Source organism: Streptomyces sp. NPDC048584, assembly GCF_043199595.1.
GTDB classification, from domain to species: Bacteria; Actinomycetota; Actinomycetes; order Streptomycetales; family Streptomycetaceae; genus Streptomyces; species Streptomyces edwardsiae.
This window is the reverse complement of the sequence record NZ_JBICWF010000010.1, coordinates 247,625-273,719: the sequence shown is the minus strand read 5'-3', so window position 1 is coordinate 273,719 and position 26,095 is coordinate 247,625. Positions and strand designations below refer to the sequence as shown.

Genomic DNA, 26,095 nt, shown 5'->3' with positions numbered 1-26,095 from the left:
GTACACAGGGTGAGTTCGACCAGCGGGCTCACCCTCCTGTACAGTCCTTCTCGCAGCGCAACGCAGGAATCGCACTGCGAAACCTGGTCCTGTGGAGCAGTTTGGAGTGCTCGCCACCCTGTCAAGGTGGAGGCCGCGGGTTCAAATCCCGTCAGGACCGCATTCGATCGAAGGCCCGCGCCCCTCATGGGACGCGGGCCTTCGGCGTGAGACGCCCACCCCCGAGGCCGCGCCCCGCGGCGAAGCCGCGAACCAGCACAGCAAATCCCGTCAGGACCGCAACCGACCAAAGGCCCGCACCCCCCAACACGGGACGCGGGCCTTCGGCATGAGACGCCCACCCCGAGGCCGCGCCCCGCGGCGAAGCCGCGAACCAGCACAGCAAATCCCGTCAGGACCGCAACCGACCAAAGGCCCGCACCCCTTGTGCACGGCGTCGTCCGGGCGTCTGCCGCCGTGCACACGGTGCTCTGCCGTACAGCCGGGTACCAAGCGCAGCGTTCCGTCCTGAAGGGCTCTCGCCCCGCCACACACCCGCGCGTGGGGCCTCGTGCCGTCTTGACGTGGCTCCCCGGGCTCGGTACTTCAAGAGGCAGGGCACGGCCTCGTGTGCCCCCGGAGGTGGCGTATGGCGACATCGGCCAGGCACGAGACGCGGGCGTTGCTCCGGGCGCATCTGTCGGCCGCCTCGTCGTACCGGCATCTCACCCGGCACTGTCCGATCTGTCGTCACCTCCTGCGGATGGCGACGGAGGCCCCCCGGCCGGCCGGGGAACAACCCGGCGCCGACGCCCGTTCCATCTAGCGCATATGCCGTACGCCCAACAAGCCGACTGGTATGTGACGGGTGTCACCGTATGAGTTTTGGGAAGGGCTGTACTTACGCCTCACCTACAACAGGTCAATTTAATATGTGCAATTGCACTGCCCGGAGAGGTCCGCACAAGCCGGCACACAGGTGATCCCCCACCCCTCCCCAGAGTCCGACAAGCCCGCTCACAGAGCCCGCACCCGGGTCGGCCGGGACCGGGCCGAACCCCGGACGGCGCACAAAAAAGATCGCACTGGACCCGGCGGAGTCCAGTGCGATCGACGACGCACCCTTGTTCAGTTGCCTGTGAAGCCTGATCGGCTTGGGCGAGGGGCCTGTTGGGGCAGTCCCCGCGTCGCTTGGAGCCAAGTTCCCGGACGTCCCGACTGGTGGGGGACCAGCCGGTTATGCCCGGTTCATGCGGTGGTTCAGGCCTCGCTGCGCTGCTGCGGAATGCCCGCGAGCAGTGCGCGGACCTCCGCCTCGCGGTAGCGGCGGTGCCCGCCGAGCGTGCGGATCGACGTGAGCTTGCCTGCCTTCGCCCAGCGCGTGACCGTCTTCGGGTCGACGCGGAACATGGTGGCAACCTCAGCCGGGGTCAGCAGCGGCTCGGCATCAGGGGTGCGAGCGGTCATGAGCGGCCTCCTCGGGAGAACCGAACCTTCTCGGTTCTTTCCTCTAAATTCTGCACCTTGACCCGCGTTGCCCGAAATGGCGGACGCGAGTCGAGTCGGTTATAGGACGAACGGCTTGTCCTCGGCACTACAACTACACCATCTGTCCAGCCACGTCGGCCAAACCGATGGAATTGCCCTCCCAGGTGTTCATCAGCCGCGGAAGCCGATGGACCATGCCATAGCGGACAGTCACGCCACTGTGACGATCAGTCACAGCAGCGTTCAGGAGTCGTCAGACCCCCCAAAGCGCGCAATGCTGAGATTCCGCCCATAGTGGAGCACAGCAGGACGGAGGAGTCCTCCCCGGACTCCTTGTCCTATTTTGGCATGAGGAGGGGCAAGGGGCGCAAGGGCCGCGTACGTGCGGTCCGTCACGCTTGACGCGCTTGGGACATACGCCCGGATCGGCGGACTACGTCCGCAAGCCGGCGCCGTACTGACGGAACCTCAGAACACCTCAGGGCGAAGACGAAACCCCATGAACGGCGATTGGTCAAACGTCAGTTCGCCGAACGCAGGTCCCGAACCGACCGCCAGCGCTCCACGAGACGCCCGTAAGCGGCCCCGGCGCCCTCCTCGTCGCCCCGGCGCAGCGCGGCGATCCCCTCGGCCACGTCCGCCGCCGAGTGGTCCCCCTCCAGCGTGCCGTCCGGCAGCGCGTGCACCAGTCCGCCGTAGTCCAGCTCGACCAGCGCGCGCGGGTGGAACTCCTCCAGCCAGCGTCCGACGTCCACGAGGCCCTCGATCAGCAGGTTGTCGTCCATGGCGTCCCGCAGCGCCCGCAGCGCCCTGGCCACCCGGCGCCGGGCCTGGACCATGGGGGTCCGGTAGCGCAGTACGGGCGCCTCGCCGGCGGAGCGCCCGACGTACTCCCGCTCGTCGTCGGCGAACAGCACGAACCAGTTGATCGGCACCTGCCAGGTGGCGGTGCGGATCCACGGCCGGGCGTCCGGATGGTCGGCCAGCCAGCGCTCGTAGTCCTGGGTGGCCTGGTGCCGTACGACCGGGGGCAGGAACGCGTCCAGGACCGGCAGCGGGAAGTCCTCGGCGAGCTCGCCCAGGGCCTGCCAGCCGCGCAGCCGGGTGCGCCAGGGGCAGACACAGACCACGCCGTCGGACTCCAGTACGAACGCGTCGTCGCTCTCGTGCGCCGGCACCGGAGCCGGCGGGGTGGCCGCGAGGCCGGCCAGGGCCCGGCGGATCTCGTCCTGGCTCGAGGGGCGGTCGGGGCGGCGCGCGTAACGGGCCCAGTGGCCGCGCTCCCGTTCCGGGAAGGCGGCCAGCGGTTCGTACACGCGCAGATAGGTCGCGTAGGGGACCATCACCGAGGACACCTTGGGCACGCCTGCTCCCTCCCCCGCGGATCGCCGGGAAAACCTGCCCGCCCCCCGCCCGGACGGGTGGGAAACCCGTGCAAACCGTCACACGGCGGTACTCCGGTGGGAGGTGATCCGCGACACGGTGCCATCGTCGCGCGCGTGAGGATCTACCCTCGTGCCACAGCCCCCGCCACCTCTACGGGGGCGGATCCCGCCCGCCGCTATTACTCAGGAGTCACCACAGTGACCGACGTATCTGACGGCGTCCTGCACACCCTGTTCCGCTCGGACCAGGGAGGCCATGAGCAAGTCGTGCTCTGCCAGGACCGTGCCACCGGCCTCAAGGCCGTCATCGCCATCCACTCCACCGCGCTGGGCCCCGCCCTCGGCGGCACGCGCTTCTACCCGTACGCCTCCGAGGAGGAGGCCGTCGCCGACGCGCTGAACCTCGCGCGCGGAATGTCGTACAAGAACGCCATGGCCGGGCTCGGCCACGGCGGCGGCAAGGCCGTGATCATCGGCGACCCGGAGCGGATCAAGAGCGAGGAGCTGCTGCTGGCCTACGGCCGGTTCGTGGCCTCGCTCGGCGGCCGGTACGTCACCGCGTGCGACGTCGGCACGTACGTCGCCGACATGGACGTCGTGGCCCGCGAGTGCCGCTGGACCACCGGGCGCTCCCCCGAGCACGGCGGCGCGGGCGACTCCTCCGTGCTCACCTCCTTCGGCGTCTACCAGGGCATGCGGGCCGCCGCCCAGCACCTGTGGGGCGACCCGTCGCTGCGTGACCGCAAGGTCGGTGTCGCGGGCGTCGGCAAGGTCGGCCACCACCTGGTGGAGCACCTGCGCGCCGAGGGCGCCGAGGTCGTGATCACCGATGTGCGCGAGGACGCCGTACGACGCGTTCTCGACCGGCACCCCGAGGATGTCTCGGCCGTCGCCGACACCGCGGAGCTGATCCGCACCGAGGGACTGGACATCTACGCCCCGTGCGCGCTCGGCGGGGCGCTGAACGACGACAGCGTGCCGGTGCTGACCGCCAGGGTCGTCTGCGGCGCCGCCAACAACCAGCTCGCCCACCCGGGTGTGGAGAAGGACCTCGCCGACCGCGGAATCCTCTACGCGCCCGACTACGTGGTGAACGCCGGCGGTGTCATCCAGGTCGCCGACGAGCTGCACGGATTCGACTTCGACCGGAGCAAGGCGAAGGCGTCCGAGATCTTCGACACCACGCTCGCCATATTCGCACGTGCGAAGGAGGACGGTATTCCGCCGGCCGCCGCGGCCGACCGGATCGCCGAGCAGCGGATGGCGGAGGCACGTCCGGTGCGATGACACGCGCGAGGGGTCCCGGCCCCGGGACGCCTTCGTACGTGTGAACGGTACCCGCCGGGGGGCGGTTGGAGAGAACTCTCACTTCTCCCGGCGGGTCGACCGTGGGGAAGTGCTTAAAATCGCGGTTGACCAGCGAGAACAAGGTGTCTCGGCGGTCCCGGGCGCGAGCCCGTCATGCGGGCGACGTACCGTATGGGCGTGGGCTCAGGTACCGTGGGAGCCCTACGGACCGGACTCTCCGCGGAGAGTCCGTTCTGGACCATGAACGCGTGTCAAGACTCTGGGGCCGTCGAGCCCCGTCGTTGAGGGGGTCGAGCCATGGGGCGCGGCCGGGCCAAGGCCAAGCAGACGAAGGTCGCCCGCCAGCTGAAGTACAACAGCGGTGGGACTGACCTCTCACGCCTGGCCGAGGAGCTGGGCGCATCGCCTTCGAACCAGCCACCGAACGGTGAGCATTTCGAGGACGATGAGCAAGACGAAGACCTGTACGCACGGTACGCCGACCTCTATGAGGACGACGACGAGGACGAGGACGGCCCGTCCTCCCAACAGCGTCGCGGCGCTTGACCCTGCGTGGATCACAGCCCGGTCGGTGACTTCGGTCACCGACCGGGTTTAGTGCTGCCTCCGCGGGCCGGGTCGCCCGGTGTGCTGCCCGCACGCCTTCCGCGCGGGCAGCACACCGTCGCTCACTTCGCGTAGTCACCGACGAGGGTCGCGCCCGTGCCGTGCTCGCCCCGGTCGGTGATCTCACCGGCGACCCAGGCGTCCACGTCCCGGTCGGCCAGCGTCGTCAGCGCCACGTCCACGGACTCCTGGGGCACGATCGCGATCATGCCGACACCCATGTTCAGCGTCTTCTCCAGCTCCAGCCGCTCGACCGCACCGGTCCGGCCCACCAGGTCGAACACCGGTCCGGGCGCCCAGGTGGAGCGGTCCACGGTCGCGTGCAGTCCGTCGGGGATCACCCGCGCGAGATTGGCCGCGAGGCCGCCGCCGGTGACATGGCTGAAGGCGTGCACCTCGGCGGTGCGGATCAGCGCCAGACAGTCCAGCGAGTAGATCTTGGTGGGCTCCAGGAGCTCCTCGCCGAGGGTGCGGCCCAGCTCGTCGATCCGGCCGTCCAGGGCGAGCCTGGCCCGGTCCAGCAGCACGTGCCGGACCAGGGAGTAGCCGTTCGAGTGAAGGCCGGAGGACGCCATGGCGATCACCGCGTCACCCGTACGGATGCGGTCCGGGCCGAGCAGCCGGTCGGCCTCCACGGCCCCCGTACCGGCGCCGGCGACGTCGAAGTCGTCCGGACCCAGCAGCCCGGGGTGTTCGGCCGTCTCCCCGCCGATCAGGGCGCATCCGGCCAGCACACAGCCTTCGGCGATGCCCTTGACGATCGCGGCGACGCGCTCGGGGTGGACCTTGCCGACACAGATGTAGTCGGTCATGAAGAGCGGCTCGGCACCGCACACCACGATGTCGTCCATCACCATGGCGACCAGGTCGTGGCCGATGGTGTCGTAGACGCCCATCCGGCGCGCGATGTCGACCTTGGTACCGACGCCGTCGGTGGCGGAGGCCAGCAGGGGGCGCTCGTACTTCTTCAGGGCCGAGGCGTCGAAGAGTCCGGCGAATCCGCCGAGGCCGCCGAGGACCTCGGGGCGCCGCGTCTTCTTCACCCATTCCTTCATCAGCTCGACCGCGCGGTCGCCCGCCTCGATGTCGACGCCCGCCGCTGCGTAGCTGGCACCAGTGTTCTGGGACATGACTGTGAGAGCTTTCTGTCGTCCGTCAGGGCTTACGGGCGGCGGATCGCGTCGACCGAGGCCGGGGCGGCGGTGCCGGCGGCCAGCTCGGTCTCCAGGAGCTGCTTGCCGAGGAGCTCGGGGTCGGGCAGATCCATCGGGTACTCGCCGTCGAAGCAGGCGCGGCACAGGTTCGGCTTGGCGATGGTGGTCGCCTCGATCATGCCGTCGATGGAGATGTACGACAGGGAGTCGGCGCCCAGCGAGGTGCCGATCTCGTCGATGGTCATGCCGTTGGCGATGAGCTCGGCGCGGGTGGCGAAGTCGATGCCGAAGAAGCAGGGCCACTTCACGGGCGGCGAGGAGATCCGGATGTGGACCTCGGCGGCGCCCGCCTCACGGAGCATCCGGACCAGGGCGCGCTGGGTGTTGCCGCGCACGATCGAGTCGTCGACGACGACCAGGCGCTTGCCCTTGATGACTTCCTTGAGCGGGTTCAGCTTCAGGCGGATGCCGAGCTGCCGGATGGTCTGCGAGGGCTGGATGAACGTACGTCCGACGTACGCGTTCTTGACCAGGCCGGCGCCGAAGGGGATACCGGACGCTTCCGCGTAGCCGATGGCGGCCGGGGTGCCGGACTCCGGCGTGGCTATGACCAGGTCGGCCTCGGCCGGGGCCTCCGCGGCGAGGCGGCGGCCCATCTCGACGCGCGAGAGGTACACGTTCCGGCCGGCGATGTCGGTGTCCGGGCGGGCCAGGTACACGTACTCGAAGACACAGCCCTTGGGCTTCGCTTCCGCGAATCGGGAGGTACGCAGTCCGTTCTCGTCGATGGCGACGAACTCGCCCGGCTCGATCTCGCGCACATAGCTCGCGCCGCAGATGTCGAGGGCGGCGGACTCGGAGGCGACGACCCAGCCACGCTCCAGGCGGCCGAGGACCAGAGGGCGGATGCCCTGGGGGTCACGGGCCGCGTAGAGGGTGTTCTCGTCCATGAAGACGAGGCTGAAGGCGCCCCTGACCTTGGGGAGGACCACGTGCGCGGCCTGCTCCACGGTCACCGGTTCGCCGTCGGCGGCGCGCTGGCCGGCCAGCAGGGCGGTGATCAGGTCGGTGTCGTTGGTGGCCGCCACCTTGGGGGCACGGCCGTTCTCCTTGGGGAGTTCGGCGACCATCTCGGCGAGCTGCGCCGTGTTGACCAGGTTGCCGTTGTGGCCGAGCGCGATGGATCCGTGCGCGGTGGCGCGGAACGTCGGCTGGGCGTTCTCCCACACGGACGCGCCGGTGGTCGAGTAGCGGGCGTGTCCGACCGCGATATGACCTTGGAGCGATCCGAGAGAGGTCTCGTCGAAGACCTGGGACACAAGGCCCATGTCCTTGAAGACGAGGATCTGGGAGCCGTTGCTGACCGCGATTCCCGCGGATTCCTGGCCCCGATGCTGGAGGGCGTAGAGCCCGAAGTACGTGAGCTTGGCGACCTCTTCGCCCGGAGCCCAGACACCGAAGACGCCGCAAGCGTCCTGGGGGCCCTTCTCGCCGGGGAGCAGGTCGTGGTTGAGTCGTCCGTCACCACGTGGCACGCCTCCGAGTGTAGGCGAGGCCGGGCGCTGATCCGAATGCGGGATACGGCCCCGGCCGCGGATCAGCGCTGGGCGACGGCTCGGACGCTCTCGCCGTTTTCGCTGGTCAGCGTGAGGGTCTGGCCTTCGATCCGGTAGTCCACGGTGCCACCGAAAAGTTTCGTCAGCGCCCTCTCGCCGTCCATGAGTGAGTCTTCGCACACCATTCGGGTCAGGGACGGCACGCCGAGGGTGATATGACCGTCGCGCACGGTGGCGTCGGCGTTCACCTGGTTGCAGCCGAGGCGGCCGGCGACGGTGCCGTCCTCACCGTCGAAGGTGAGGTGGGCGCGGTGGTCGAGGGCGGGGGTGGTGACGGTCCACTTGGTGCCGTACAACGGGGTGTCCTCGGACCTGGTCAGGCGGACGGTGTCGTCGGACGCGGTGGTGAGGGTGAGGCGGCCGTCGTGCGCGTCGGTCCTGAGAGTGCCGTCGCCGAGGGTCTCGGCGAGGGTGCGTTCGAGGTCCATGGTCTGCTCGTCGCAGGCCCGCAACGTGGTTTCCCGCTCGCCGAACCGGACGCGGTCGCCTTCGACGACGGCCCGGCCCTTGAACAGGTTGCATCCGTAGCTGCCCTCGGCGCCGCCCTCGTCGTCCAGGGTGAGGTTCGCCCCGTCCGGGGCGCGGTGGGTGGTGCCGTCGACGGTGACGCTGTCGATGGTCCAGCGGACACCGGTGACCGGTTCCGCCGCCCGCGCGGAGCCGCTGCCGGCCCCCGCCCGCTCGCCGCCGCAGGCAGCCGCGAGCGGGACGACGAGCACGGCGACGGCCGTCAGGGTCATGCGCTGCTTGTGCTTCTGCCTGTACATGTCGATTCGACGAGGGCGGGGAGCAGGTGGTTCCCCTTCCGCCCCGGACTCAGCGCAGCAGCGGCAGATACGGTCCCAGGTCCGCCCGCTCCCCGCTCGCGCTCACCTTCGCGGCGGCCACCGCGTCCTGCCACGCCGTGCGGCCGGCGGCCAGCCTCGCCCAGGTCAGCGGGTCGGTCTCGACGACGTTCGGCGGGGTGCCCCGGGTGTGCCTCGGCCCCTCCACGCACTGCACGACCGCGTACGGCGGGATCCGCACCTCCGTCGAGCCGCCGGGCACCTTCGCGGCGAGCGCGTCGGCGAGCAGCCGGGTGCAGGCGGCGAGGGCCTGGCGGTCGTACGGGACGGCCAGGCCGGGGACGGCGGCGTTCAGGTCGTCGGTGTGGACGACGAGCTCGACGGCGCGGGTGACGACGTAGTCGGCGAGGGGCAGGGCGCCCGCGCCGGTGGGGAGCAGCCGGCCGCCCGGGTGGGCGTCGAGGTGGCCGGTGAAGCGCCGCTCGACCTCGTCGAGGTGGGCGCCGAGGTCGGGGTGCTCGGCCGCGAGCCGTCGGGCGGTCACGGCGATGGAGTCCGCGTCGGCGCCGATGGCGAACGGCCAGTCGACCAGCCGCCCGTCCTGCCGCGCGGGCTCGGGCTCGCCGAGCAGCCGGTCCACGGCGGTCAACGCCATCCCGGTGTGCGCCACCAGCTCCCGCACGGTCCAGTCCCCGAGCCGCGTCGGCAGCGCGAGCTGCCCGGGGGTGAGACCGCGTACGGCATCGCGTACATGCCCGAACTGCGCGAGCACGGCGGCACGGGTCTTGGCCGGGTCATAGGAACGGGCACGCTTCTTGGCCGGGGGCATGGCGGAAGCCTATGCGTACGCCTCCACCACCGGATCGGTACGGGGATCGCCCGTGCCGCGCGGTGCACCGGGCCGACGCCGCCCGACGGAGCCGCGGCACCACCGAACCGGCAGGCATCCGCCCGACGCGCTCCGTCCCCGCCGCCTCGCGGATCTCCGGAGGACCACACCGAGCCGCGGCTGCCGCCCGGCGGACCCGGCGAGGGCCGCACACGGGGGGCCGAGGGCCGGTCCGGCGTCCTCGCGCAGCTCGGCCGGCGACAGCGCGAGCGGCTCCGCCGCGTCGCCGTCGAGGACACGGGCGCACGGGACGCCCGGGACGCCCGGGGCCTGACCGGGACGGGGCGGTCCGGCGGTGCCGCCCACGCCGCGGCCCCCGCCCGGTGGACCGGGCGGGGGCCGCGTACGTGAGGAGCCGAGGGTCAGGCCAGCAGGGCGGGGATCGTCGCCTCGTGGGTCTCGCGCAGGTCGGCCAGGGGGAGGGCGAACTCGCCCTGGACCTCGACCGTGTCCCCGTCGATCACGCCGATGCGGGTGGCCGGGAGGCCGCGCGCGCCGCACATGTCGTTGAAGCGGACCTCCTCCGAGCGCGGTACGGCGACGATCGCGCGGCCCGCCGACTCGGAGAAGAGGAAGGTGAACGCGTCCAGGCCGTCCGGGACGATCAGACGCGCGCCCTTCTCCCCCAGCAGCGCCGACTCGACGACCGCCTGGACCAGACCGCCGTCGGACAGGTCGTGCGCGGAGTCGATCATGCCGTCGCGGGAGGCCGAGATCAGGATCTCGCCGAGCAGCCGCTCACGCTCCAGGTCGACCTTCGGGGGCAAACCGCCGAGGTGGTCGTGGATCACCTGGGACCAGGCCGAGCCGCCGAACTCCTCACGCGTGTCGCCCAGCAGGTAGAGCAGCTGGCCGTCCTCCTGGAAGGCCACCGGCGTGCGCCGGGCCACGTCGTCGATGACGCCGAGGACCGCGACCACCGGGGTCGGGTGGATGGCCGCCTCGCCCGTCTGGTTGTACAGGGAGACGTTGCCGCCCGTCACCGGGGTGCCGAGCTGCTGACAGCCGTCCGCCAGACCGCGTACGGCCTCCGCGAACTGCCACATGACCGCCGGGTCCTCCGGCGAGCCGAAGTTCAGGCAGTCGGAGACGGCCAGCGGCTTCGCACCGGTCGTCGCCACGTTGCGGTACGCCTCCGCCAGCGCCAGCTGCGCGCCCGTGTACGGGTCGAGCTTGGTGTAGCGGCCGTTGCCGTCGGTGGCGATGGCGACGCCGAGGCCGGTCTCCTCGTCCACGCGGATCATGCCCGAGTCCTCGGGCTGGGCGAGGACGGTGTTGCCCTGCACGAAGTGGTCGTACTGCTGGGTGATCCACTGCTTGGACGCCTGGTTGGGCGAGCCGACCAGCTTGAGGACCTGGTCCTTCAGCTCGTCGGACGTCCGCGGCCGGGGCAGCTTGTTCGCGTCGTCCGCCTGGAGCTCGTCCTGCCAGGACGGGCGGGCGTACGGGCGCTCGTAGACCGGGCCGTCGTGGGCGACGGTGCGCGGGTCGACGTCGACGATCTTGCCGCCGTGCCAGAAGATCTCCAGGCGGTCGCCGTCGGTGACCTCACCGATGACGGTGGCGATGACGTCCCACTTGTCGCAGATCTCGAGGAAGCGGTCGACCTTCTCCGGCTCGACGACCGCGCACATGCGCTCCTGCGACTCGCTCATGAGGATCTCCTCGGGCGAGAGCGTGGAGTCGCGCAGCGGTACGTCGTCCAGGGTGACCCGCATACCGCCCGAGCCGTTCGACGCCAGTTCCGACGTGGCGCAGGACAGGCCGGCCGCGCCGAGGTCCTGGATGCCGACGACCAGCTTCTCGGCGAAGGCCTCCAGGGTGCACTCGATGAGGAGCTTCTCCTGGAAGGGGTCGCCGACCTGGACCGCCGGGCGCTTCGAGGGCTTGCCCGTGCCGGAGGCACTATCAGATGCAGTGTCGAAGGTCTCGGAGGCCAGGATCGAGGCGCCGCCGATGCCGTCGCCGCCGGTGCGGGCCCCGTACAGGATGACCTTGTTGCCCGCGCCGGAGGCCTTGGCGAGGTGGATGTCCTCGTGCCGCATGACGCCGATGGCGCCGGCGTTGACCAGCGGGTTTCCCTGGTAGCAGGCGTCGAAGACGACCTCGCCGCCGATGTTGGGCAGGCCCAGGCAGTTGCCGTAGCCGCCGATGCCGGCGACGACGCCCGGCAGGACGCGCTTGGTGTCGGGGTGGTCCGCGGCGCCGAAGCGCAGGGGGTCCACGACCGCGACCGGGCGGGCGCCCATCGCGATGATGTCGCGGACGATGCCGCCGACGCCCGTGGCCGCGCCCTGGTAGGGCTCGACGTAGGAGGGGTGGTTGTGCGACTCGACCTTGAAGGTGACCGCGTAGCCCTGGCCGACGTCGACGACACCGGCGTTCTCACCGATGCCGACGAGCATGGCGTCGGACTCGGGGGCCTTCTCGCCGAACTGGCGGAGGTGGACCTTGGAGGACTTGTACGAGCAGTGCTCGGACCACATGACGGAGTACATGGCGAGCTCGGCGCCGGTCGGGCGGCGGCCGAGGATCTCCACCACCCGCTCATACTCGTCCTTCTTCAGGCCCAGCTCGGCCCAGGGCAGCTCGACGTCGGGGGTCGCGGCCGCGTGCTCGACCGTGTCCAGAGGCGTCCGGCTCATGCGTTGACCAGCTTCTTGAGGATCGACGTGAAGAACGGCAGGCCGTCGGTACGGCCCGTACCGATCAGCGACTCGACGGCGTGCTCGGGGTGCGGCATCAGGCCGACGACGTTGCCCGCCGCGTTGGTGATGCCGGCGATGTCGTTGAGCGAGCCGTTGGGGTTACCGCATCCATCAGCGGCTTCGCCGCGGACGACGTAACGGAAGGCGACGCGGCCCTCGCCCTCCAGCTCGTCCAGCGTCCACTGATCGGCGACGTAGCGGCCGTCCATGTTCTTCAGCGGGATGTGGATCTCCTGGCCGGCCGTGTAGTCGGTGGTCCAGGCGGTGTCCGCGTTCTCCACCCGCAGCTTCTGGTCGCGGCAGATGAAGTGCAGGTGGTCGTTGCCCAGCATGCCGCCGGGGAGCAGGTGCGCCTCGGTGAGGATCTGGAAGCCGTTGCAGATGCCGAGCACCGGCAGGCCCGCCCTGGCCTGGTCGATGACCGTGTCCATCACCGGCGAGAAGCGCGCGATGGCGCCCGCGCGCAGATAGTCGCCGTACGAGAAACCACCGCAGAGCACCACGGCGTCGACCTGCTTGAGGTCCTTGTCCTTGTGCCAGAGGGCCACGGGTTCGGCGCCGGCGACGCGGATCGCGCGCTGCGTGTCCCGGTCGTCGAGACTGCCCGGGAAAGTGACGACGCCAATACGAGCGGTCACTTCGCGGCCCCCGCGACTTCCTCGACCCGTACGGTGAAGTCCTCGATCACGGTGTTGGCGAGGAAGGATTCCGCAAGATCGTGGATACGAGCGAGCGCGGCCTCGTCGACCGGCCCGTCAACTTCCAGTTCGAATCGCTTTCCCTGGCGGACGTCCGAGATCCCATCGAAACCCAGACGCGGCAGTGCGCGCTGCACCGCCTGGCCCTGGGGGTCGAGGATCTCCGGCTTGAGCATGACGTCGACTACGACGCGTGCCACTGGCACTCCCGGTGTGTGGTGCTGAGCAGGTTCCTTCAGACTACCCGCACAAAATTTCTACGCGAGTAGAGTTGTAGGAATCTACGTGAGCGCGATCACGATCCGGCATCGCGGGGAGACATCCGGGAAAAGATCCGGGAAAGATCTCCGTTCACCCGCACATCGCTATTGCGCCCCGGACACGCGGACAGATTTAGTCGGGCTTCACATTGCAATGCCGAGCACTGTACAAATGAATTGTCATTAGCAGATACTTTGCCCGATTACAGGCGGACAGCCGACATCTCGACGATGTCCCGGCACGTCATCACGGACGTCCGGACGAGAGGTGTCGCATGAAGGGACCGATATTCGTGGCGCAGAAGGTCGTGGTCACTCTCTTTGACGACATCGACGGCTCGGAAGCGGCGGAAACGATCGCCTTCGGACTGGACGGCAAGTCGTACGAGATCGACCTCAATGAAACCAATGCCAGGAAACTGCGTACGGCGCTCGAGCCCTACGTGGACGCCGGCCGCAAGCGGTCGCGCTCCGGCAAGGCGTACCGGCAGACGGAGGTCGCCCCGGACCCGGCCGCGGTCCGCGCCTGGGCCCAGGCCAACAAGATGGACGTCCCCGCGCGCGGGCGGATCCCCAAGAAGGTCTACGAGGCGTTCGCCGCCGCGCGGTGAGCCGGCCAGGTGACGGCCACCCGGGGTACGCCGTCCGGGTGGCCCGTGCCGACGGCCGGTCACCCGCCCCTCGCGGCAACCGACTTGCGCAGCACCCCCGCTGATCAGCTAGAGTCTGGAGCACGCCGAGGGGCGAGGCCGAGAGGCCGAAGCCCCGAAGTGCATGCGGGTGTAGTTCAGTAGTAGAACATCCCCCTTCCAGGGGGAAGGCGCAGTGTGCGATTCCTGTCACCCGCTCTGCATCACCGTACCGGTCACTTGGGGGTCCCCCCTCTGGGGGAGGATCAGGTAGGCTGGTGCCCGCGCCGATCGGTGAGAGCCGGTCGGAGGCATTGCGGACGTAGCTCAGTTGGTAGAGCGCAACCTTGCCAAGGTTGAGGTCGCGAGTTCGAGCCTCGTCGTCCGCTCCAGATCAAGACCCCGGTCATCGACCGGGGTCTTTGTCGTATGTACCCCCTCCGGGCTCGAACTGACATTTGTCATGTCCTGTGATGACAGCCCGCACTGCCGGACCACCCCCGCCGCCGGAATGCTCGAAGCATGGAAGCGAACGAACACGAACACGTGATTGAGGTCACCGGCCTGCGACGTGTCTACGGGGGCGGGTTCGAAGCGGTCCGCGGGATCGACTTCTCGGTACGGCGCGGCGAGATCTTCGCCCTGCTCGGCACGAACGGCGCGGGCAAGACCTCCACCGTCGAACTCCTCGAAGGCCTCGCCGCCCCCGCCGGCGGACAGGTCCGGGTGCTCGGCCACGACCCGTACACCGAGCGTGCCGCCGTACGGCCCCGCACCGGGGTGATGCTTCAGGAAGGGGGCTTCTCCTCCGAGTTGACCGTCGCCGAGACCGCCCGCATGTGGGCCGGCTGTGTCAGCGGGGCCCGCCCCGAAGGGGAGGTACTGGCGCTGGTCGGCCTGGAGGCGAAGGCCGGCGTCCGGGTGAAGCAGCTCTCCGGCGGCCAGCGGCGCCGGCTGGACCTGGCGCTCGCCCTGCTCGGCGACCCCGAGGTGCTCTTCCTCGACGAACCCACCACCGGACTCGACGCCGAGGGCCGCCACGACACCTGGGACCTGGTGAGCGCCCTGCGCGACCGCGGTACGACGGTCCTGCTCACCACGCACTACCTGGAGGAGGCCGAGAACCTCGCGGACCGGCTCGCGATCATGCACGAGGGCCGCATCGCCGTCACGGGCACGCCGGCCGAGGTGACCGCCTCCGAACCGTCCCGGATCACCTTCGAACTCCCCGACGGCTACTTCGTGGGCGACCTGCCGCCCCTGGCCGTGCTGGGTGTGAGCGACCACACCGTCGACGGCCGGACCGTCCGGCTGCGCACCCGCGAACTGCAGCGCGCCGCCACCGGACTGCTGATGTGGGCGCAGGACACCGGAGTGGAACTGCGCAGGCTGGACGTGCGCTCGGCATCCCTGGAGGAGGCGTTCCTCGGGATCGCCAAGGACGCGTCGGCGGCCACGGCGACGAAGAAGGAGTACGCGGCATGAGTACCGCCATGACCACACCGGTGAGCCGGATGACCGCCCTCGCCCGCGCCGAACTGACGCTGCTGGGCCGCAGCAAGGGCACCCTCGTCGCCGCGCTGTTCGTACCGCTCGTCCTGCCGCTCAGCGTGCGGTCGGCCGCCCAGGAGATGGACCTCGCCGAGGTGGGACTGACCCCCGGCACCGTCGTCCTGCCCGCCGCCGTCGGCTTCTCCCTGCTGTTCGCCGTGTACTCCGCCCTCGTCGGCGTCTACGTCGTGCGCCGCGAGGAACTGGTGCTCAAGCGGCTGCGCACCGGCGAGCTGCGGGACGCCGAGATCCTCGGCGGGTCCGCGCTGCCGTCCGTCCTCACCGGGCTGACGCAGTGCCTGGTGCTGATCGCGGCCTGTGCCGTGCTGCTGGACATGTCCGCGCCGTCCGCACCGCATCTGGCCGTCCTGGGCCTGCTGCTGGGGCTAGCGATCTGCGCCGGGCTCGCGGCCGCCACCGCCGGCCTCACCCGCACCGCCGAGAGCGCCCAGGTCACACCGATGCCACTGCTGATCATCTCGATGGTGGGCTCCGGCATGTTCGTCCCGCTGGAGTTCCTCCCCGACCGGCTGGCCTCCGTCTGCGAGCTGCTGCCGCTGACCCCGGTGGTCACCCTGGTCCGCGGCGGCTGGACCGGCGACCTGTCTGCGGCCGAGACTCTGGGCGCCCTCGCGACGGCGGTGGCCTGGACCCTGCTGGCGGTGTTTGCTGTACGGCGGTGGTTCCGCTGGGAACCCAGGCGCTGACGTACGCGACGGCAGGGACGGAGCACGAGCAGATGAGCAGGCCGGGCGGCTGGTGGCGGCGCAAGAGCACACCGGCGAAGGTCGAGACGTACACGAGGTGGTCGTTCCACTTCGTCTGCCTCAGTGAGGTGGCCGCGATCGGGCTCTCGTCCTTCGCCCAGGTGGGAGGGCGGCTCGCCGTCGTCCTGCTGCTGCTGGTCACGCTGCACGCGGCGGTGGGCATGACGGTCGTCTCCCGGGCCCTGGACTGGACCCGCGGCCGGCGCCCCCAGCCCGTACGGCTGATGTGGACGTTCGGCGTGCTGAGCGCGGCGCTCGCGGTCGCCGCCCTCGGCATCGCGGAGCACGGGCCCCCGGGCGACGGCGTCGACAGCGCCGCGGGCTCGGTCTTCGGGGCAGCGCTCAGCTACGGAGCGGGCATGATCACGCTCGGGATGCGCGACCGGCGGCGCGTCCTCGCCCTCGTCGGCGGGTTCGGGGCCGGAGCGGGCCTCATGTCCTGGGCACTGGGCGTGTCCGGTCCCGTCGCGCTGGCGACGGCCGCGATCGTGCTGGCCGGCGCCGGCTTCATCACCTTCACCGCGGTCTTCTCCGTCTGGCTGCTCAACGCCGTCTTCGCCCTCGACGAGGCGCGCGAGACCCGCGCCCGGCTCGCCGTCGCCGAGGAGCGGCTGCGGTTCGGGCGGGACCTGCACGACGTACTGGGACGGAACCTCGCCGTGATCTCGCTCAAGAGCGAGCTCGCCGTGCAGCTGGCACGGCGAGCACGGCCCGAAGCGGTGGAGCAGATGATCGAGGTGCAGCGCATCGCCCAGGACTCCCAGCGGGAGGTGCGCGATGTGGTGCGCGGCTACCGGGAGGTCGACCTGGAGGCCGAACTCGGCGGTGCGCGGGGAGTGCTGAGGGCGGCCGGGATCGACTGCGAGGTGACCGGCGACACGGCCGGACTGCCGGGTGAGGTGCAGTCCGTCCTCGGCTGGGTCGTGCGGGAGGCGACCACCAACGTGCTGCGGCACGGGGACGCGAAGAAGTGCACCGTGTCGGTGCGGAGGCCTGAGGGGCGTGTGGTGCTGACGGTGCGCAACGACGGGGCCGCGGCTCCGTCCGGCAAGGGCGGTTCGGGACTCGCGGGGCTGCGCGAGCGGCTGTCGGCGGTGGGCGGCACGCTGGACGCCGCGCCCGCCGGACAGAGCGAGTTCCTGCTGGTCGCGGAGGTCCCGCTGACGGCGGAGACAGTGCTGGAGGTGGCGTCGTGACGGACGTCGTGCGTGTGCTGCTCGCCGACGACGAGCATCTGATCCGGGGCGCGCTGGCCGCCCTGCTGTCCCTGGAGGACGACCTCCTCGTGGTCGCCGAGGCGGCCTCCGGGCCGGAGGCGCTGGCGATGGCGCGGGCACACGTCCCCGATGTCGCCGTACTGGATCTGCAGATGCCCGGCGCCGACGGTGTGAAGGTCGCCACATCCCTGCGGACGGAGCTGCCCGGCTGCCGGGTGCTGATCGTCACCGGCCACGGGCGGCCCGGACATCTGAAGCGGGCGCTCGCGGCCGGGGTGCGCGGTTTCGTGCCCAAGACCGTCAGCGCCCGGCAGCTCGCCGAGATCATCCGCGCCCTGCACGCGGGAAACCGGTACGTCGACCCCGAGTTGGCCGCCGACGCGATCGCCGCCGGTGATTCACCGCTGACCGCGCGCGAGGCCGAGGTGCTGGAGCTCGCCGCGGACGGCGCGCCCGTGGCGGAGATCGCGGAGCGGGCCGCGCTGTCCCAGGGGACCGTGCGGAACTATCTCTCCTCCGCCGTCTCCAAGCTCGGCGCGGAGAACCGTCATACAGCGGTTCGTCTCGCGCGGGAGCGGGGTTGGGTATAGTGGATCCCGCGCCACGGCGCATGCGAACGTAGCTCAGTTGGTAGAGCGCAACCTTGCCAAGGTTGAGGTCGCGAGTTCGAACCTCGTCGTTCGCTCCACAGAAGGCCCCGGTCGGTTCGACCGGGGCCTTCGTCGTGCGCTCAGCTCCAGGTGGTGCCGGTGAGGCGCTCGTAGGCCTCCACGTACTTGGTACGGGTCGCGTCCACGATCCGCTGCGGCAGCGGCGGCGGGGGCTGCTCGCTCCCGCGGTCCCAGCCCGACTCGGCGGAGGTCAGCCAGTCGCGTACGAACTGCTTGTCGTACGACGGCTGTGCGCGGCCCGGCTCCCACTCCTCGGCCGGCCAGAAGCGGGACGAGTCGGGGGTGAGCACCTCGTCCGCGAGGACCAGGGTGTCGCCGTCGAAGCCGAACTCGAACTTGGTGTCGGCGAGGACGATGCCCCGGTCACGGGCGATGTCCCGGGCGCGGGAGTAGGCGGCGAGGGTGGCCTGGCGCAGCTGGGTGGCGGTCTCCGCGCCGACCTGGCGGGCCACCTCCTCGTAGGAGACGTTCTCGTCGTGCTCGCCGACGGCGGCCTTGGTGGCCGGGGTGAAGATCGGGGCGGGCAGCTCCGAGCCGTCGACCAGGCCCTCGGGGAGGGCGAGGCCGCACACCGTACGGGTCTCCTCGTACTCGGCGAGGCCCGAGCCGGTGAGGTAGCCGCGGGCCACGCACTCCACCGGGACCATGTTCAGCGACTTGCAGATCAGGGTGCGGCCCGCCCAGTCGTCGGGGGCGCCGGCCGGGAGGCCGGTGCTCAGGACGTGGTTGGGGAGCAGGTCGGCGAGCTGGTCGAACCACCACAGGGAGAGCTGGGTGAGGACCCGGCCCTTGTCGGGGATCTCGGTCGGCAGCACCCAGTCGTAGGCGGAGACTCTGTCGCTGGCGACCATCACGAGGTCGCCCGCCTCGCTCCGGTACAGCTCGCGCACCTTCCCGGTGTGCAGATGCACCAGACCCGGAACCTGGATCGGCTCGGGCTTTTCTACGAATCCGGACACGGTTCCTCCGCGTGGTTCTGTACAGGTACGTCGATTCTCCCGCATCCGCGGACGGTTCTCCCTACGGGGGACCCCGGCAGGATCCGGACGACACCCCGAGGTCAGTCGCGTTTGCAGATGCGGTCGAGGAGGTTGGCGGTGGCGCGCTGGACGCGGGCGTCGGTGTGGCCGGGGCGGTCCAGCGCGGGGGCCCATGCGAAGGTGCCGGAGGCGAAGACCCAGGCGCCGGAGGGGGCCCGGTAGAGGGAGGTCTCCTGGTGACGGCGGGCGCCCTGGCGGTCGGTGTACGGGGAGTGGGCGAGCAGTACCCGCTCCTCGTGCGCGGGCAGCGGGGTGCGCGGGTAGTAGCGGTCGGCCTCGGCGGCGACCAGGCCCTCGATGCCGTCGCCCTCGTGGGCGCCGGTCGACTCCCACATCCAGTGGCCCGCGTTGCGCACGATCAGCGGATACGGCCGCGGGACGGGGCCGGCGTACTGGATGCCGAGCAGCTGCTGTTCGGCGCGGTCCTGTTCGCGCCAGAGCGTCGGCCTGCCCGGGCCCCGGCGTTTGCGGCAGGTCAGCAGGCGGGCGGGGCCGGACGGGGAGGGGGCTAGCTCGACCTGCCAGTACAGGGTGTTGGCGGAGAGGAAGACGAGGGACGTGCCGTGGTCCCGGGCGCGCTCCACGGCGGTGCGCATGGGCACCGACCAGTACTCGTCGTGGCCGGGGAAGAGCACGCCCCGGTAGCCGGCCGGATCGATCCGGCCGGCGTGCAGGTCGCGGGCGTTCGCGTAGGCGAGGTCGTAGCCGTAGCGCTCGGCCCAGCGGATGACGTCGTAGGCGTGGCCGACGTGCAGGGGGAGGCCGGCGCCCGCGTAGGGGCGGTCGAAGGAGACCGTGGTGGCGGCGTCGGACTCGCCGAGCAGCCGGCCCTGCTCGTCCCAGGCGTGGTAGAGGCTCGCGCCGGTGCGGCCGTCCTCCGGGTACAGGTTGTACGCCTGCCAGGTGACGTCGGGCAGGACGAGGAGGAGGTCCGCGGGGCGGGTGTCGCGGACGGTGAACGGGATGTGCGAGCGGTAGCCGTCGGCGGTGGTGAGGACGGCGACGTACGCGCCCGCGTTCCAGTACGACGGGACCGGTAACCGCCAGGACAGCCACCAGTGGTGGCAGGAGACGGTGCGGTCGGCGGTGAGCGGGGCGGGCTGCACCAGACCGGACAGGCGCGGACTGGAGGTGATCTTCGTGGCGCCCTCGCCGTCGTAGTGGCCGATGCGGTAGACGTCCACGGCGAACGGCTGGGGCGGGTCGACGGTGATGTGGAAGTCGATGGACTCCCCCGGGGCGACGGCGCCGACGGAGCTGAATCCCTTGATCTGGCGGTGTACGTCGTCGGCGGCGCGGGGTCCGACAGAACCGGAGCGGCGGGGGGCGGGGATCCTGGGCCCGCCCTGCCTGGGGAGGGGGGCGGGCTGTTCCGGGTCCGGTTCCACGTACCAGGGGACGACCTGGCCGGTGTCGCCGAAGTACGTCTCACCGCCGCGCAGCCAGGGGAGGGGGCCCTGCCCGAAGGGATCGTTCACGGCGTGGGCGAGTGCCCCCGACTCCCAGCGGCGGATCCGCTCCGCACTCATGGGCGCCCCCTCCCTCGAGCTATGTGCTTGTCGTATGTCGCGCGCTCATGCCCGTGGGCACGAACGGTCCCAGCACATCACATTACGCACGCACTCCGTCACCGTTCGTCTTCGATTGACCGAAAGTGGAAGGGGGTGCTCCGGGGCTGGGGACCGCGAGGCCGGGGGCCGCGGGAGTCCCGGGACTCCGGGGCCGTGGGGCTCAGACGAGGCGTACGGGCTTCTCGGGGCGTATGCCCTGTCGGGTCAGCCACTGCCGGAGAGGGGAGGGGTCGCCGTCCTCGATGAGGGTGAGGACCTGGGGGGACAGGTCGGTGACCCGTCCGCCGCCGAGGAGGAGTGTGGGGCCGTCGAGCCAGTCGAGCCCGGGGGTGGCACCCACGGTGTCCATCGCCGTGCAGCAGACCATCGCCGTGATGTGGTCGGCGAGCAGCTCACGGGCGGTGCGCGGGGGCTGGAGCGGGAAGAGGGGCAGCGCGTGGTCGTCCCTCGGCGGGGCGGTGCCCCGCGGACCGAAGACCGCGGCGGCCTCCTCCCGGCCCACCTCGGCGCTGAGGCGGGCGGCGAGGGCGGCGCTCCGGGGGGTGGTGGGGGTGGGGTCCTCGTCGTCCGCACCCGCGTCTCCCGGCGCGAGCGCCGAGGGGGCGGCCGCGGCGCCGGCCCGGGTGGGGTCCGTCGCCCTCTCCTCCGCGTCCGCCGGTGAGGGCGCCGGAGTGGTCAGGTGGGTCAGGACCCGGGAGAGGGACGGGGCGGCGCCGGGGGCCGGGGGGACGTGGAGGGCGTCCAGGACGCGGTGGAGGCGGGCCGCGTCGGTGCGCCACTTGCGGTCGACGACCTCCTCCGGATAGTCGCCCCAGTGGACCGGGGACCAGTCCGGGCCCGTCTCCGCGGGCCCGCCGTGGAAGAGGCGGGCCGCGAGGAGCGAGGTCGCCTCGTCCATCGTGCCGGGCTCTTCCAGCAGGTCGCATGCGGGACGCTCGCCGAGACGGGAGGCGAAACCCTCCGCCAGCCGGTCCCGGCGGGACAGCTCGGTCAGCGCCGCCACCACTCCCGCGCTGAGCCGCGAGGGCCAGCGGCCCATCCGCCAGGCGGGCAGCGCGACCCGGGTGAGCAGCCGGTCCCAGCCCGCGTACGCCAGACCCACCTGCTCCTGGGCGACGATCCGCTGCCCGTAGTCCACAGCCTGTGCACGCTCGGCCGCGGCGGCGGCGACCCCGCGCTCCATCTCGGCCGCGTGCCCCCGGCAGCCCCGCAGCAGCAGCCGGGTCACCCAGCCGACGCCCGCGAGCATCCCGCGGACCACGGCAGTCCGGCCCGGCGCCGACGTCACGGCCACCGCCGCGTCCAGCCCCCGCACGAAGCGCCGGGCGGCGGCTATGTCCGGATGCGCCGAAGGTCCCGTACCGGCCACGACCGGGGCGAGGACCGCACGCAGCTCGCCCACCCGCATCCACCACAGGAACGGCGAGCCGATCACCAGCACGGGCGCCGCCGCCCTGACCCGGGCGGGGCGGCCCGCACCCGCTATGTCGCCGTGCTCCTCGGCGGGCGGCGGGCGCCCGTGCGCCGGGTGGGTGCGGTCCTCCAGCCAGCTGTCGCAGTCCGGGGTGAGCGCTATCGCGGAAGGGGCGGGAACGCCCAGCCGGTCGGCGAGGTCGCGCACCATCCGGTACAGGTCCGGGGCCGCGTCCTCGGCGACCGGGACCGTGGGGCTCATGGCGGGCCGGGCCCGCGCTATGACCAGGGCGACCCCCGCGGCGGCGAGCAGCACGAGCACCGCGACCGGGACGAGCAGCCGCCGGGCGAGGTCCCAGCCGCCGCCCGGCAGATGGCCGGTGGACCCGCCGACGAGGAGGACCACGGCGCCGGCGGCCGGCAGCAGCGCGACGGCCAGTGCCCGGCTGCGGATCCGCAGTACCGCCAGCGCGTGCGCCCGCGCGGACCGCGCGCCCGTCTCCGCTCCCGTTCCGCTTCCGCTCATGGCCCGACCTCACCCCCTCACGGCAGTCCTGTCGCTGTCCCGGCGCTGTCCATTCCCCCACTGTGGCACCCGCCACTGACACCGCAATGCCGGTGGGCCAAGTGCCGGAACACTTGCGCGGCACCATAGTTGGGGCCCCGGCCCCCGTCAGCCGGATGGCGCATCGCTCACCCGATGGAATGGCTTTGGGGAAAGGTGGGCGACGGACGGCAAGGAGCGGGCCCCGGATCCTGAGACGGATCCGGGGCCCGCGGGGTTCATCGGCGCCGTGCGTCCGGGCTCACGCCTCGCGCGCCGCCTTCGCGGCGATGTCCGTACGGTGCTGGGAACCGTCGAGGCGAATGCGGGCGACCGCGCGGTAGGCGCGGTCGCGGGCCTCGGTGAGGTCCTTGCCGGTCGCCGTGACGGACAGCACGCGCCCGCCCGCGCTGACGACCGCGTCGCCGTCCCGCTTCGTCCCCGCGTGCAGGACGTACGCGTGCGGGGCGTCCTCGGCGGCGACCTCGTCCAGGCCGGTGATCGGGTCGCCGGTGCGCGGGGGGCCGGGGTAGTTGTGGGAGGCGACGACCACGGTGACCGCGGCCTCGTCACTCCAGCGCGTCGGCTCCAGATGAGCGAGGTTGCCGGTGGCGGCGGCCATCAGCACGCCGCCCAGCGGGGTCTTCAGCCGGGCCAGGACCACCTGGGTCTCGGGGTCGCCGAAGCGGGCGTTGAACTCGATCACGCGGACACCGCGCGAGGTGATCGCCAGACCGGCGTAGAGCAGTCCGGAGAACGGGGTGCCCCGGCGCCGCAGCTCGTCCACGGTCGGCTGGAGAACCGTCTCCATGACCTCGTCGACCAGCTTGGGGTCGGCCCAGGGCAGCGGGGAGTAGGCCCCCATGCCGCCGGTGTTCGGGCCCGCGTCGCCGTCCAGCGCGCGCTTGAAGTCCTGGGCGGGCTGGAGCGGGACGACCGTCTCGCCGTCGGTGATCGCGAAGAGGGAGACCTCGGGGCCGTCGAGGAACTCCTCGATGACCACGCTCCCCCGCTGCCCCGAAGGCGCGGGAGATGCTCCCATGCAGGCGACGGCGTGCGCGCGGGCCGCCTCGACGTCGTCGGTGACGACGACGCCCTTGCCGGCCGCGAGACCGTCGTCCTTGACGACGTACGGGGCGCCGAACGCGCTGAGGGCCGCGTCGGTCTCCTCCGGCGTCGTACAGACGTAGCTGCGGGCGGTGGGCACGCCGGCAGCCGCCATGACGTCCTTGGCGAACGCCTTGGAGCCCTCCAGTCGCGCGGCCTCCTTGGAGGGGCCGAAGACCGGGATGCCCGCGTCGCGCACGGCGTCGGCGACACCGGCGACGAGGGGCGCCTCCGGGCCGACCACCACGAGGTCCGCGCCGAGCCGCGCGGCCAGCGCGGTCACGGCGGCACCGTCGAGGGCGTCGACCGGGTGCAGCTCGGCGACCTCGGCGATCCCGGCGTTGCCGGGGGCGCAGTGCAGCGCCGTGACGTCGGGGTCGAGGGACAGGCTGTGGCACAGGGCGTGTTCGCGGGCGCCGCTGCCGATGACGAGGACCTTCACGGGGTCAGCCTAACGGGAGACGGCCGCTTCGCCTTGTGCGGGCTTCCGAAGGGACCGGCGGCCCCGGTTCGTACGATCCTCCCTACCCCTATTCGTTGGTGAGCTCCTCGACGACCGTCGCGCCCAGCTCGCGTACGAGGAGTTCCTGCCCGGAGAGGGCGGACTCGTCCAGGTCGGGGTCGTCGTCCTCGGGGATGTCGTCCTCCGGCGAGACGGGGGGCGGCGGCTCCGGGGCGGGCGGGCGGGGTGCCGGGGCGGGCGCGGGTGCGGAGGGGGCGCTCGCCGGCCGGGCGGGCGCCGCCGCCGCGGCGTTCGGCTGGGGAGCGGAGGGCCGCTCGCCGTATCCGCCACCGCCGCTGCCCCGGCCGCCGCCGCCGGGCGGGCCGGCCGGGGCGGGCGCCCCCATGCCTCCGCCGCCACCGGACGGGTCGACGACGGCCTCGATCTTCCAGTGCACGTTGAACTGCTCGGCCAGCGCCTGCCGCAGCACGTCCTCGCTGCCGCTGCCGGCGAAGTTGTCCCGCGCACCCGCGTTCACGAAGCCGATCTGGAGGGTCGTGCCGTCGAAGCCGGTCACCTGGGCGTTCTGGCTGAGCAGGATCCAGGTGAAGCGACGCCGGTTCTTGACCGTCTCCAGGATGTTCGGCCAGAGCATCCGGGGGTCGGGCCCGCCGGCGCCCGAGGACGGCGCGGGGGCCGCCTGCGGGGCCGGCGCGGGTGGGGGAGCGGCGGCAGGAGCAGGAGCCGGAGCCGCGGGAGGCTGGCCGCCGCCCGTCGGGGCGGCCGTGGGCCAGCCGCCCGGCCGGCGGCCGGCACCGCCACCGGCGGAGGCGGCGGTGGGCCAGGCGCCGGGAGCGCCGGAGGGCGCCGGGGCGGGCGCGGGGGGCTGCTGCTGAGGGGGCGCGGGGGGCTGCTGAGGGGGCGCGGGCACAGGCGCGGGAGTGGGTTCGGGTGCCGGACCCGGTCCCCGCACCGCGGCCCGGGCGGCGGCGGGTCCGCCCCCTGGCTCCACGGAAGCCTGCGAGGGCGCTGGGGCATGGGCCTCGGGCCCGGGGACGTACCCCACGGCGGGCATGGCGGCACCGGTGCCCGGCGAGAAGTTCACCCCGCGCTCGATCCGGTCCAGCCGGGCCATGACCGAGCGCTCGTCGCCGTACGCGGCGGGCAGCAGCACGCGCGCGCAGATCAGCTCGAGCTGAAGGCGCGGCGAGTTGGCGCCGCGCATCTCGGTCAGCCCCTCGTTGACGAGGTCGGCGGCACGGCTGAGCTCGGCGGCACCGAAGGTGCCGGCCTGTGCCTGCATCCGCTCGATGACGTCGGCGGGGGCGTCGATGAGCCCCTTCTCGCCGGCGTCGGGCACGGCGGCGAGGATGACGAGGTCCCGCAGCCGCTCCAGCAGGTCGGTGACGAACCGCCGCGGATCGTTGCCCCCCTCGATCACGCGGTCGACGACCTCGAAGGCGGCTGCGCCGTCACCGGTCGCGAAGGCCTCGACGACGGAGTCCAGCAGCGAGCCGTCCGTGTACCCGAGCAGGGAGGTGGCCATGGCGTAGGTCACGCCCTCCGCCCCGGCACCGGCGAGCAGCTGGTCCATGACGGACATCGAGTCACGCACGGAACCGCCGCCGGCCCGCACGACGAGCGGCAGCACGCCCTCGTCGACGGGGATGTCCTCCTGACCGCACACCTCGCCGAGGTAGTCCCGCAGGGTGCCGGGCGGCACCAGCCGGAACGGGTAGTGGTGCGTACGCGACCGGATCGTCCCGATGACCTTCTCGGGCTCGGTGGTGGCGAAGATGAACTTCAGATGCTCGGGCGGCTCCTCGACGACCTTGAGCAGCGCGTTGAAGCCCGCCGACGTGACCATGTGGGCCTCGTCGATGATGTAGATCTTGTAGCGGCTGCTCGCCGGCCCGAAGAACGCCTTCTCGCGCAGGTCACGGGCGTCGTCCACACCACCGTGCGACGCGGCGTCGATCTCGATGACGTCGATCGAACCCGGCCCGTTGCGCGCGAGGTCCTGGCAGGACTGGCACTCCCCGCACGGCGTCGGCGTGGGGCCCTGCTCGCAGTTCAGACAGCGCGCCAGGATGCGCGCGCTGGTGGTCTTGCCGCATCCGCGCGGACCGCTGAACAGGTACGCGTGATTGACCCGGTTGTTCCGCAACGCCTGCTGCAACGGGGCGGTGACATGCTCCTGCCCGATGACCTCGGCGAACGACTCCGGGCGATAACGGCGGTACAGCGCGAGAGACGACACGCATACG

Annotated in this window: 22 protein-coding genes and 4 tRNA genes; 12 read left to right on the top strand and 14 right to left on the bottom strand. The window is 71.8% G+C overall.

Going from position 1 to position 26,095, the window contains the following annotated elements:
* Nucleotides 1-85: 85 nt before the first annotated feature.
* Both ACGFR9_RS23425 and ACGFR9_RS23420 read left to right on the top strand, forming a co-directional pair.
* Nucleotides 86-160, top strand: a tRNA-Asp gene (locus ACGFR9_RS23425).
* A gap of 468 nt (nucleotides 161-628) precedes the next feature.
* On the top strand, nucleotides 629-805 hold the full coding sequence (locus ACGFR9_RS23420; protein WP_393211779.1) for a DUF6274 family protein: 177 nt from the start codon (nucleotides 629-631) through the stop codon (nucleotides 803-805).
* A 434-nt stretch (nucleotides 806-1,239) separates the two neighbouring features.
* Here ACGFR9_RS23420 and bldC read toward each other — a convergent pair whose 3' ends face one another.
* Both bldC and ACGFR9_RS23410 read right to left on the bottom strand, forming a co-directional pair.
* Complete coding sequence (bldC, locus tag ACGFR9_RS23415) at nucleotides 1,240-1,446, bottom strand: developmental transcriptional regulator BldC (RefSeq protein WP_003949541.1); 207 nt, start codon at nucleotides 1,444-1,446, stop codon at nucleotides 1,240-1,242.
* Nucleotides 1,447-1,988: 542 nt separating this feature from the next.
* Nucleotides 1,989-2,831: a hypothetical protein gene (locus tag ACGFR9_RS23410; protein ID WP_393211776.1), complete on the bottom strand. Its 843-nt coding sequence runs from the start codon at nucleotides 2,829-2,831 to the stop codon at nucleotides 1,989-1,991.
* 219 nt (nucleotides 2,832-3,050) lie between these two features.
* Here ACGFR9_RS23410 and ACGFR9_RS23405 point away from each other — a divergent pair, with 219 nt between their 5' ends.
* Nucleotides 3,051-4,139 carry a Leu/Phe/Val dehydrogenase gene (locus ACGFR9_RS23405; RefSeq protein ID WP_393211774.1) on the top strand — a complete coding sequence of 363 codons (1,089 nt, stop codon included), beginning with the start codon at nucleotides 3,051-3,053 and terminating at the stop codon, nucleotides 4,137-4,139.
* Between the two features lie 318 nt (nucleotides 4,140-4,457).
* Complete coding sequence (locus tag ACGFR9_RS23400) at nucleotides 4,458-4,706, top strand: DUF3073 domain-containing protein (protein ID WP_030215800.1); 249 nt, start codon at nucleotides 4,458-4,460, stop codon at nucleotides 4,704-4,706.
* Between the two features lie 122 nt (nucleotides 4,707-4,828).
* On the opposite strand, the gene purM is transcribed toward ACGFR9_RS23400, so the two are convergent.
* The 7 genes from purM to purS form a co-directional block, all read right to left on the bottom strand.
* Complete coding sequence (gene purM, locus ACGFR9_RS23395) at nucleotides 4,829-5,896, bottom strand: phosphoribosylformylglycinamidine cyclo-ligase (RefSeq protein WP_393211772.1); 1,068 nt, start codon at nucleotides 5,894-5,896, stop codon at nucleotides 4,829-4,831.
* Nucleotides 5,897-5,928: 32 nt separating this feature from the next.
* Nucleotides 5,929-7,455, bottom strand: a complete 1,527-nt coding sequence (gene purF / locus ACGFR9_RS23390; protein ID WP_393211770.1) for an amidophosphoribosyltransferase — start codon at nucleotides 7,453-7,455, stop codon at nucleotides 5,929-5,931.
* A 62-nt stretch (nucleotides 7,456-7,517) separates the two neighbouring features.
* On the bottom strand, nucleotides 7,518-8,303 hold the full coding sequence (locus ACGFR9_RS23385; protein ID WP_393211768.1) for an META domain-containing protein: 786 nt from the start codon (nucleotides 8,301-8,303) through the stop codon (nucleotides 7,518-7,520).
* Nucleotides 8,304-8,352: 49 nt separating this feature from the next.
* Complete coding sequence (locus tag ACGFR9_RS23380) at nucleotides 8,353-9,150, bottom strand: sterol carrier family protein (protein ID WP_393211766.1); 798 nt, start codon at nucleotides 9,148-9,150, stop codon at nucleotides 8,353-8,355.
* 422 nt (nucleotides 9,151-9,572) lie between these two features.
* Entirely contained in the window at nucleotides 9,573-11,855 is a 2,283-nt protein-coding gene (purL, locus tag ACGFR9_RS23375) for a phosphoribosylformylglycinamidine synthase subunit PurL (RefSeq protein ID WP_393211764.1), read from the bottom strand.
* Nucleotides 11,852-12,556, bottom strand: a complete 705-nt coding sequence (purQ, locus tag ACGFR9_RS23370; protein ID WP_393211762.1) for a phosphoribosylformylglycinamidine synthase subunit PurQ — start codon at nucleotides 12,554-12,556, stop codon at nucleotides 11,852-11,854. Before purQ ends, purL begins: the two co-directional genes overlap by 4 nt.
* Nucleotides 12,553-12,816 carry a phosphoribosylformylglycinamidine synthase subunit PurS gene (gene purS / locus ACGFR9_RS23365; RefSeq protein WP_393211760.1) on the bottom strand — a complete coding sequence of 88 codons (264 nt, stop codon included), beginning with the start codon at nucleotides 12,814-12,816 and terminating at the stop codon, nucleotides 12,553-12,555. Before purS ends, purQ begins: the two co-directional genes overlap by 4 nt.
* A gap of 353 nt (nucleotides 12,817-13,169) precedes the next feature.
* On the opposite strand from purS, the gene ACGFR9_RS23360 reads away from it, so the two are divergent.
* From ACGFR9_RS23360 to ACGFR9_RS23325, 8 genes are all read left to right on the top strand, one after another.
* Nucleotides 13,170-13,487: an Lsr2 family protein gene (locus ACGFR9_RS23360; protein WP_393211841.1), complete on the top strand. Its 318-nt coding sequence runs from the start codon at nucleotides 13,170-13,172 to the stop codon at nucleotides 13,485-13,487.
* 165 nt (nucleotides 13,488-13,652) lie between these two features.
* Nucleotides 13,653-13,724: transfer RNA gene (locus tag ACGFR9_RS23355), tRNA-Gly, on the top strand.
* A gap of 97 nt (nucleotides 13,725-13,821) precedes the next feature.
* A tRNA-Gly gene (locus tag ACGFR9_RS23350) sits at nucleotides 13,822-13,897 on the top strand.
* 130 nt (nucleotides 13,898-14,027) lie between these two features.
* A complete protein-coding gene (locus ACGFR9_RS23345; RefSeq protein ID WP_393211758.1) occupies nucleotides 14,028-14,990 on the top strand; it encodes an ABC transporter ATP-binding protein in 963 nt (320 codons plus the stop codon).
* Nucleotides 14,987-15,763: an ABC transporter permease gene (locus ACGFR9_RS23340; RefSeq protein ID WP_393211756.1), complete on the top strand. Its 777-nt coding sequence runs from the start codon at nucleotides 14,987-14,989 to the stop codon at nucleotides 15,761-15,763. The genes ACGFR9_RS23345 and ACGFR9_RS23340 overlap by 4 nt, the downstream gene beginning before the upstream one ends.
* A 32-nt stretch (nucleotides 15,764-15,795) precedes the next feature.
* Entirely contained in the window at nucleotides 15,796-17,019 is a 1,224-nt protein-coding gene (locus tag ACGFR9_RS23335) for a sensor histidine kinase (protein WP_393211839.1), read from the top strand.
* Nucleotides 17,016-17,630: a response regulator gene (locus tag ACGFR9_RS23330; RefSeq protein WP_393211754.1), complete on the top strand. Its 615-nt coding sequence runs from the start codon at nucleotides 17,016-17,018 to the stop codon at nucleotides 17,628-17,630. Before ACGFR9_RS23335 ends, ACGFR9_RS23330 begins: the two co-directional genes overlap by 4 nt.
* Before the next feature lie 22 nt (nucleotides 17,631-17,652).
* Nucleotides 17,653-17,728 (top strand) — tRNA-Gly (locus ACGFR9_RS23325).
* Between the two features lie 42 nt (nucleotides 17,729-17,770).
* Here the strand turns inward: ACGFR9_RS23325 and ACGFR9_RS23320 are convergent.
* The 5 genes from ACGFR9_RS23320 to ACGFR9_RS23300 all read right to left on the bottom strand — a co-directional run bounded on the left by ACGFR9_RS23320 (nucleotide 17,771) and on the right by ACGFR9_RS23300 (nucleotide 26,088).
* Complete coding sequence (locus ACGFR9_RS23320; protein WP_393211752.1) at nucleotides 17,771-18,670, bottom strand: phosphoribosylaminoimidazolesuccinocarboxamide synthase; 900 nt, start codon at nucleotides 18,668-18,670, stop codon at nucleotides 17,771-17,773.
* Nucleotides 18,671-18,771: 101 nt separating this feature from the next.
* Nucleotides 18,772-20,280, bottom strand: coding sequence for a N,N-dimethylformamidase beta subunit family domain-containing protein (locus ACGFR9_RS23315; RefSeq protein ID WP_393211750.1), 1,509 nt, complete (start codon nucleotides 20,278-20,280; stop codon nucleotides 18,772-18,774).
* 202 nt (nucleotides 20,281-20,482) lie between these two features.
* Complete coding sequence (locus ACGFR9_RS23310; protein ID WP_393211748.1) at nucleotides 20,483-22,261, bottom strand: hypothetical protein; 1,779 nt, start codon at nucleotides 22,259-22,261, stop codon at nucleotides 20,483-20,485.
* Nucleotides 22,262-22,541: 280 nt separating this feature from the next.
* Nucleotides 22,542-23,828, bottom strand: a complete 1,287-nt coding sequence (gene purD / locus ACGFR9_RS23305) for a phosphoribosylamine--glycine ligase (RefSeq protein ID WP_393211746.1) — start codon at nucleotides 23,826-23,828, stop codon at nucleotides 22,542-22,544.
* Between the two features lie 88 nt (nucleotides 23,829-23,916).
* The gene (locus tag ACGFR9_RS23300; protein ID WP_393211745.1) at nucleotides 23,917-26,088 is read right to left on the bottom strand and encodes a DNA polymerase III subunit gamma and tau; all 2,172 of its coding nucleotides are present in this window, start codon (nucleotides 26,086-26,088) and stop codon (nucleotides 23,917-23,919) included.
* Nucleotides 26,089-26,095: the final 7 nt, after the last annotated feature.

What these genes read in the sequence shown, in the direction of transcription:
- ACGFR9_RS23420 (WP_393211779.1), top strand. Translation starts at nt 629, where the DNA reads ATGGCGACATCGGCCAGGCACGAGACGCGGGCGTTGCTCCGGGCGCAT.
- bldC (WP_003949541.1), bottom strand. Translation starts at nt 1,446, where the DNA reads ATGACCGCTCGCACCCCTGATGCCGAGCCGCTGCTGACCCCGGCTGAG.
- ACGFR9_RS23400 (WP_030215800.1), top strand. Translation starts at nt 4,458, where the DNA reads ATGGGGCGCGGCCGGGCCAAGGCCAAGCAGACGAAGGTCGCCCGCCAG.
- purM (WP_393211772.1), bottom strand. Translation starts at nt 5,896, where the DNA reads ATGTCCCAGAACACTGGTGCCAGCTACGCAGCGGCGGGCGTCGACATC.
- ACGFR9_RS23385 (WP_393211768.1), bottom strand. Translation starts at nt 8,303, where the DNA reads ATGTACAGGCAGAAGCACAAGCAGCGCATGACCCTGACGGCCGTCGCC.
- ACGFR9_RS23380 (WP_393211766.1), bottom strand. Translation starts at nt 9,150, where the DNA reads ATGCCCCCGGCCAAGAAGCGTGCCCGTTCCTATGACCCGGCCAAGACC.
- purL (WP_393211764.1), bottom strand. Translation starts at nt 11,855, where the DNA reads ATGAGCCGGACGCCTCTGGACACGGTCGAGCACGCGGCCGCGACCCCC.
- ACGFR9_RS23345 (WP_393211758.1), top strand. Translation starts at nt 14,028, where the DNA reads ATGGAAGCGAACGAACACGAACACGTGATTGAGGTCACCGGCCTGCGA.
- ACGFR9_RS23340 (WP_393211756.1), top strand. Translation starts at nt 14,987, where the DNA reads ATGAGTACCGCCATGACCACACCGGTGAGCCGGATGACCGCCCTCGCC.
- ACGFR9_RS23335 (WP_393211839.1), top strand. Translation starts at nt 15,796, where the DNA reads ATGAGCAGGCCGGGCGGCTGGTGGCGGCGCAAGAGCACACCGGCGAAG.
- ACGFR9_RS23315 (WP_393211750.1), bottom strand. Translation starts at nt 20,280, where the DNA reads ATGAGTGCGGAGCGGATCCGCCGCTGGGAGTCGGGGGCACTCGCCCAC.
- ACGFR9_RS23310 (WP_393211748.1), bottom strand. Translation starts at nt 22,261, where the DNA reads ATGAGCGGAAGCGGAACGGGAGCGGAGACGGGCGCGCGGTCCGCGCGG.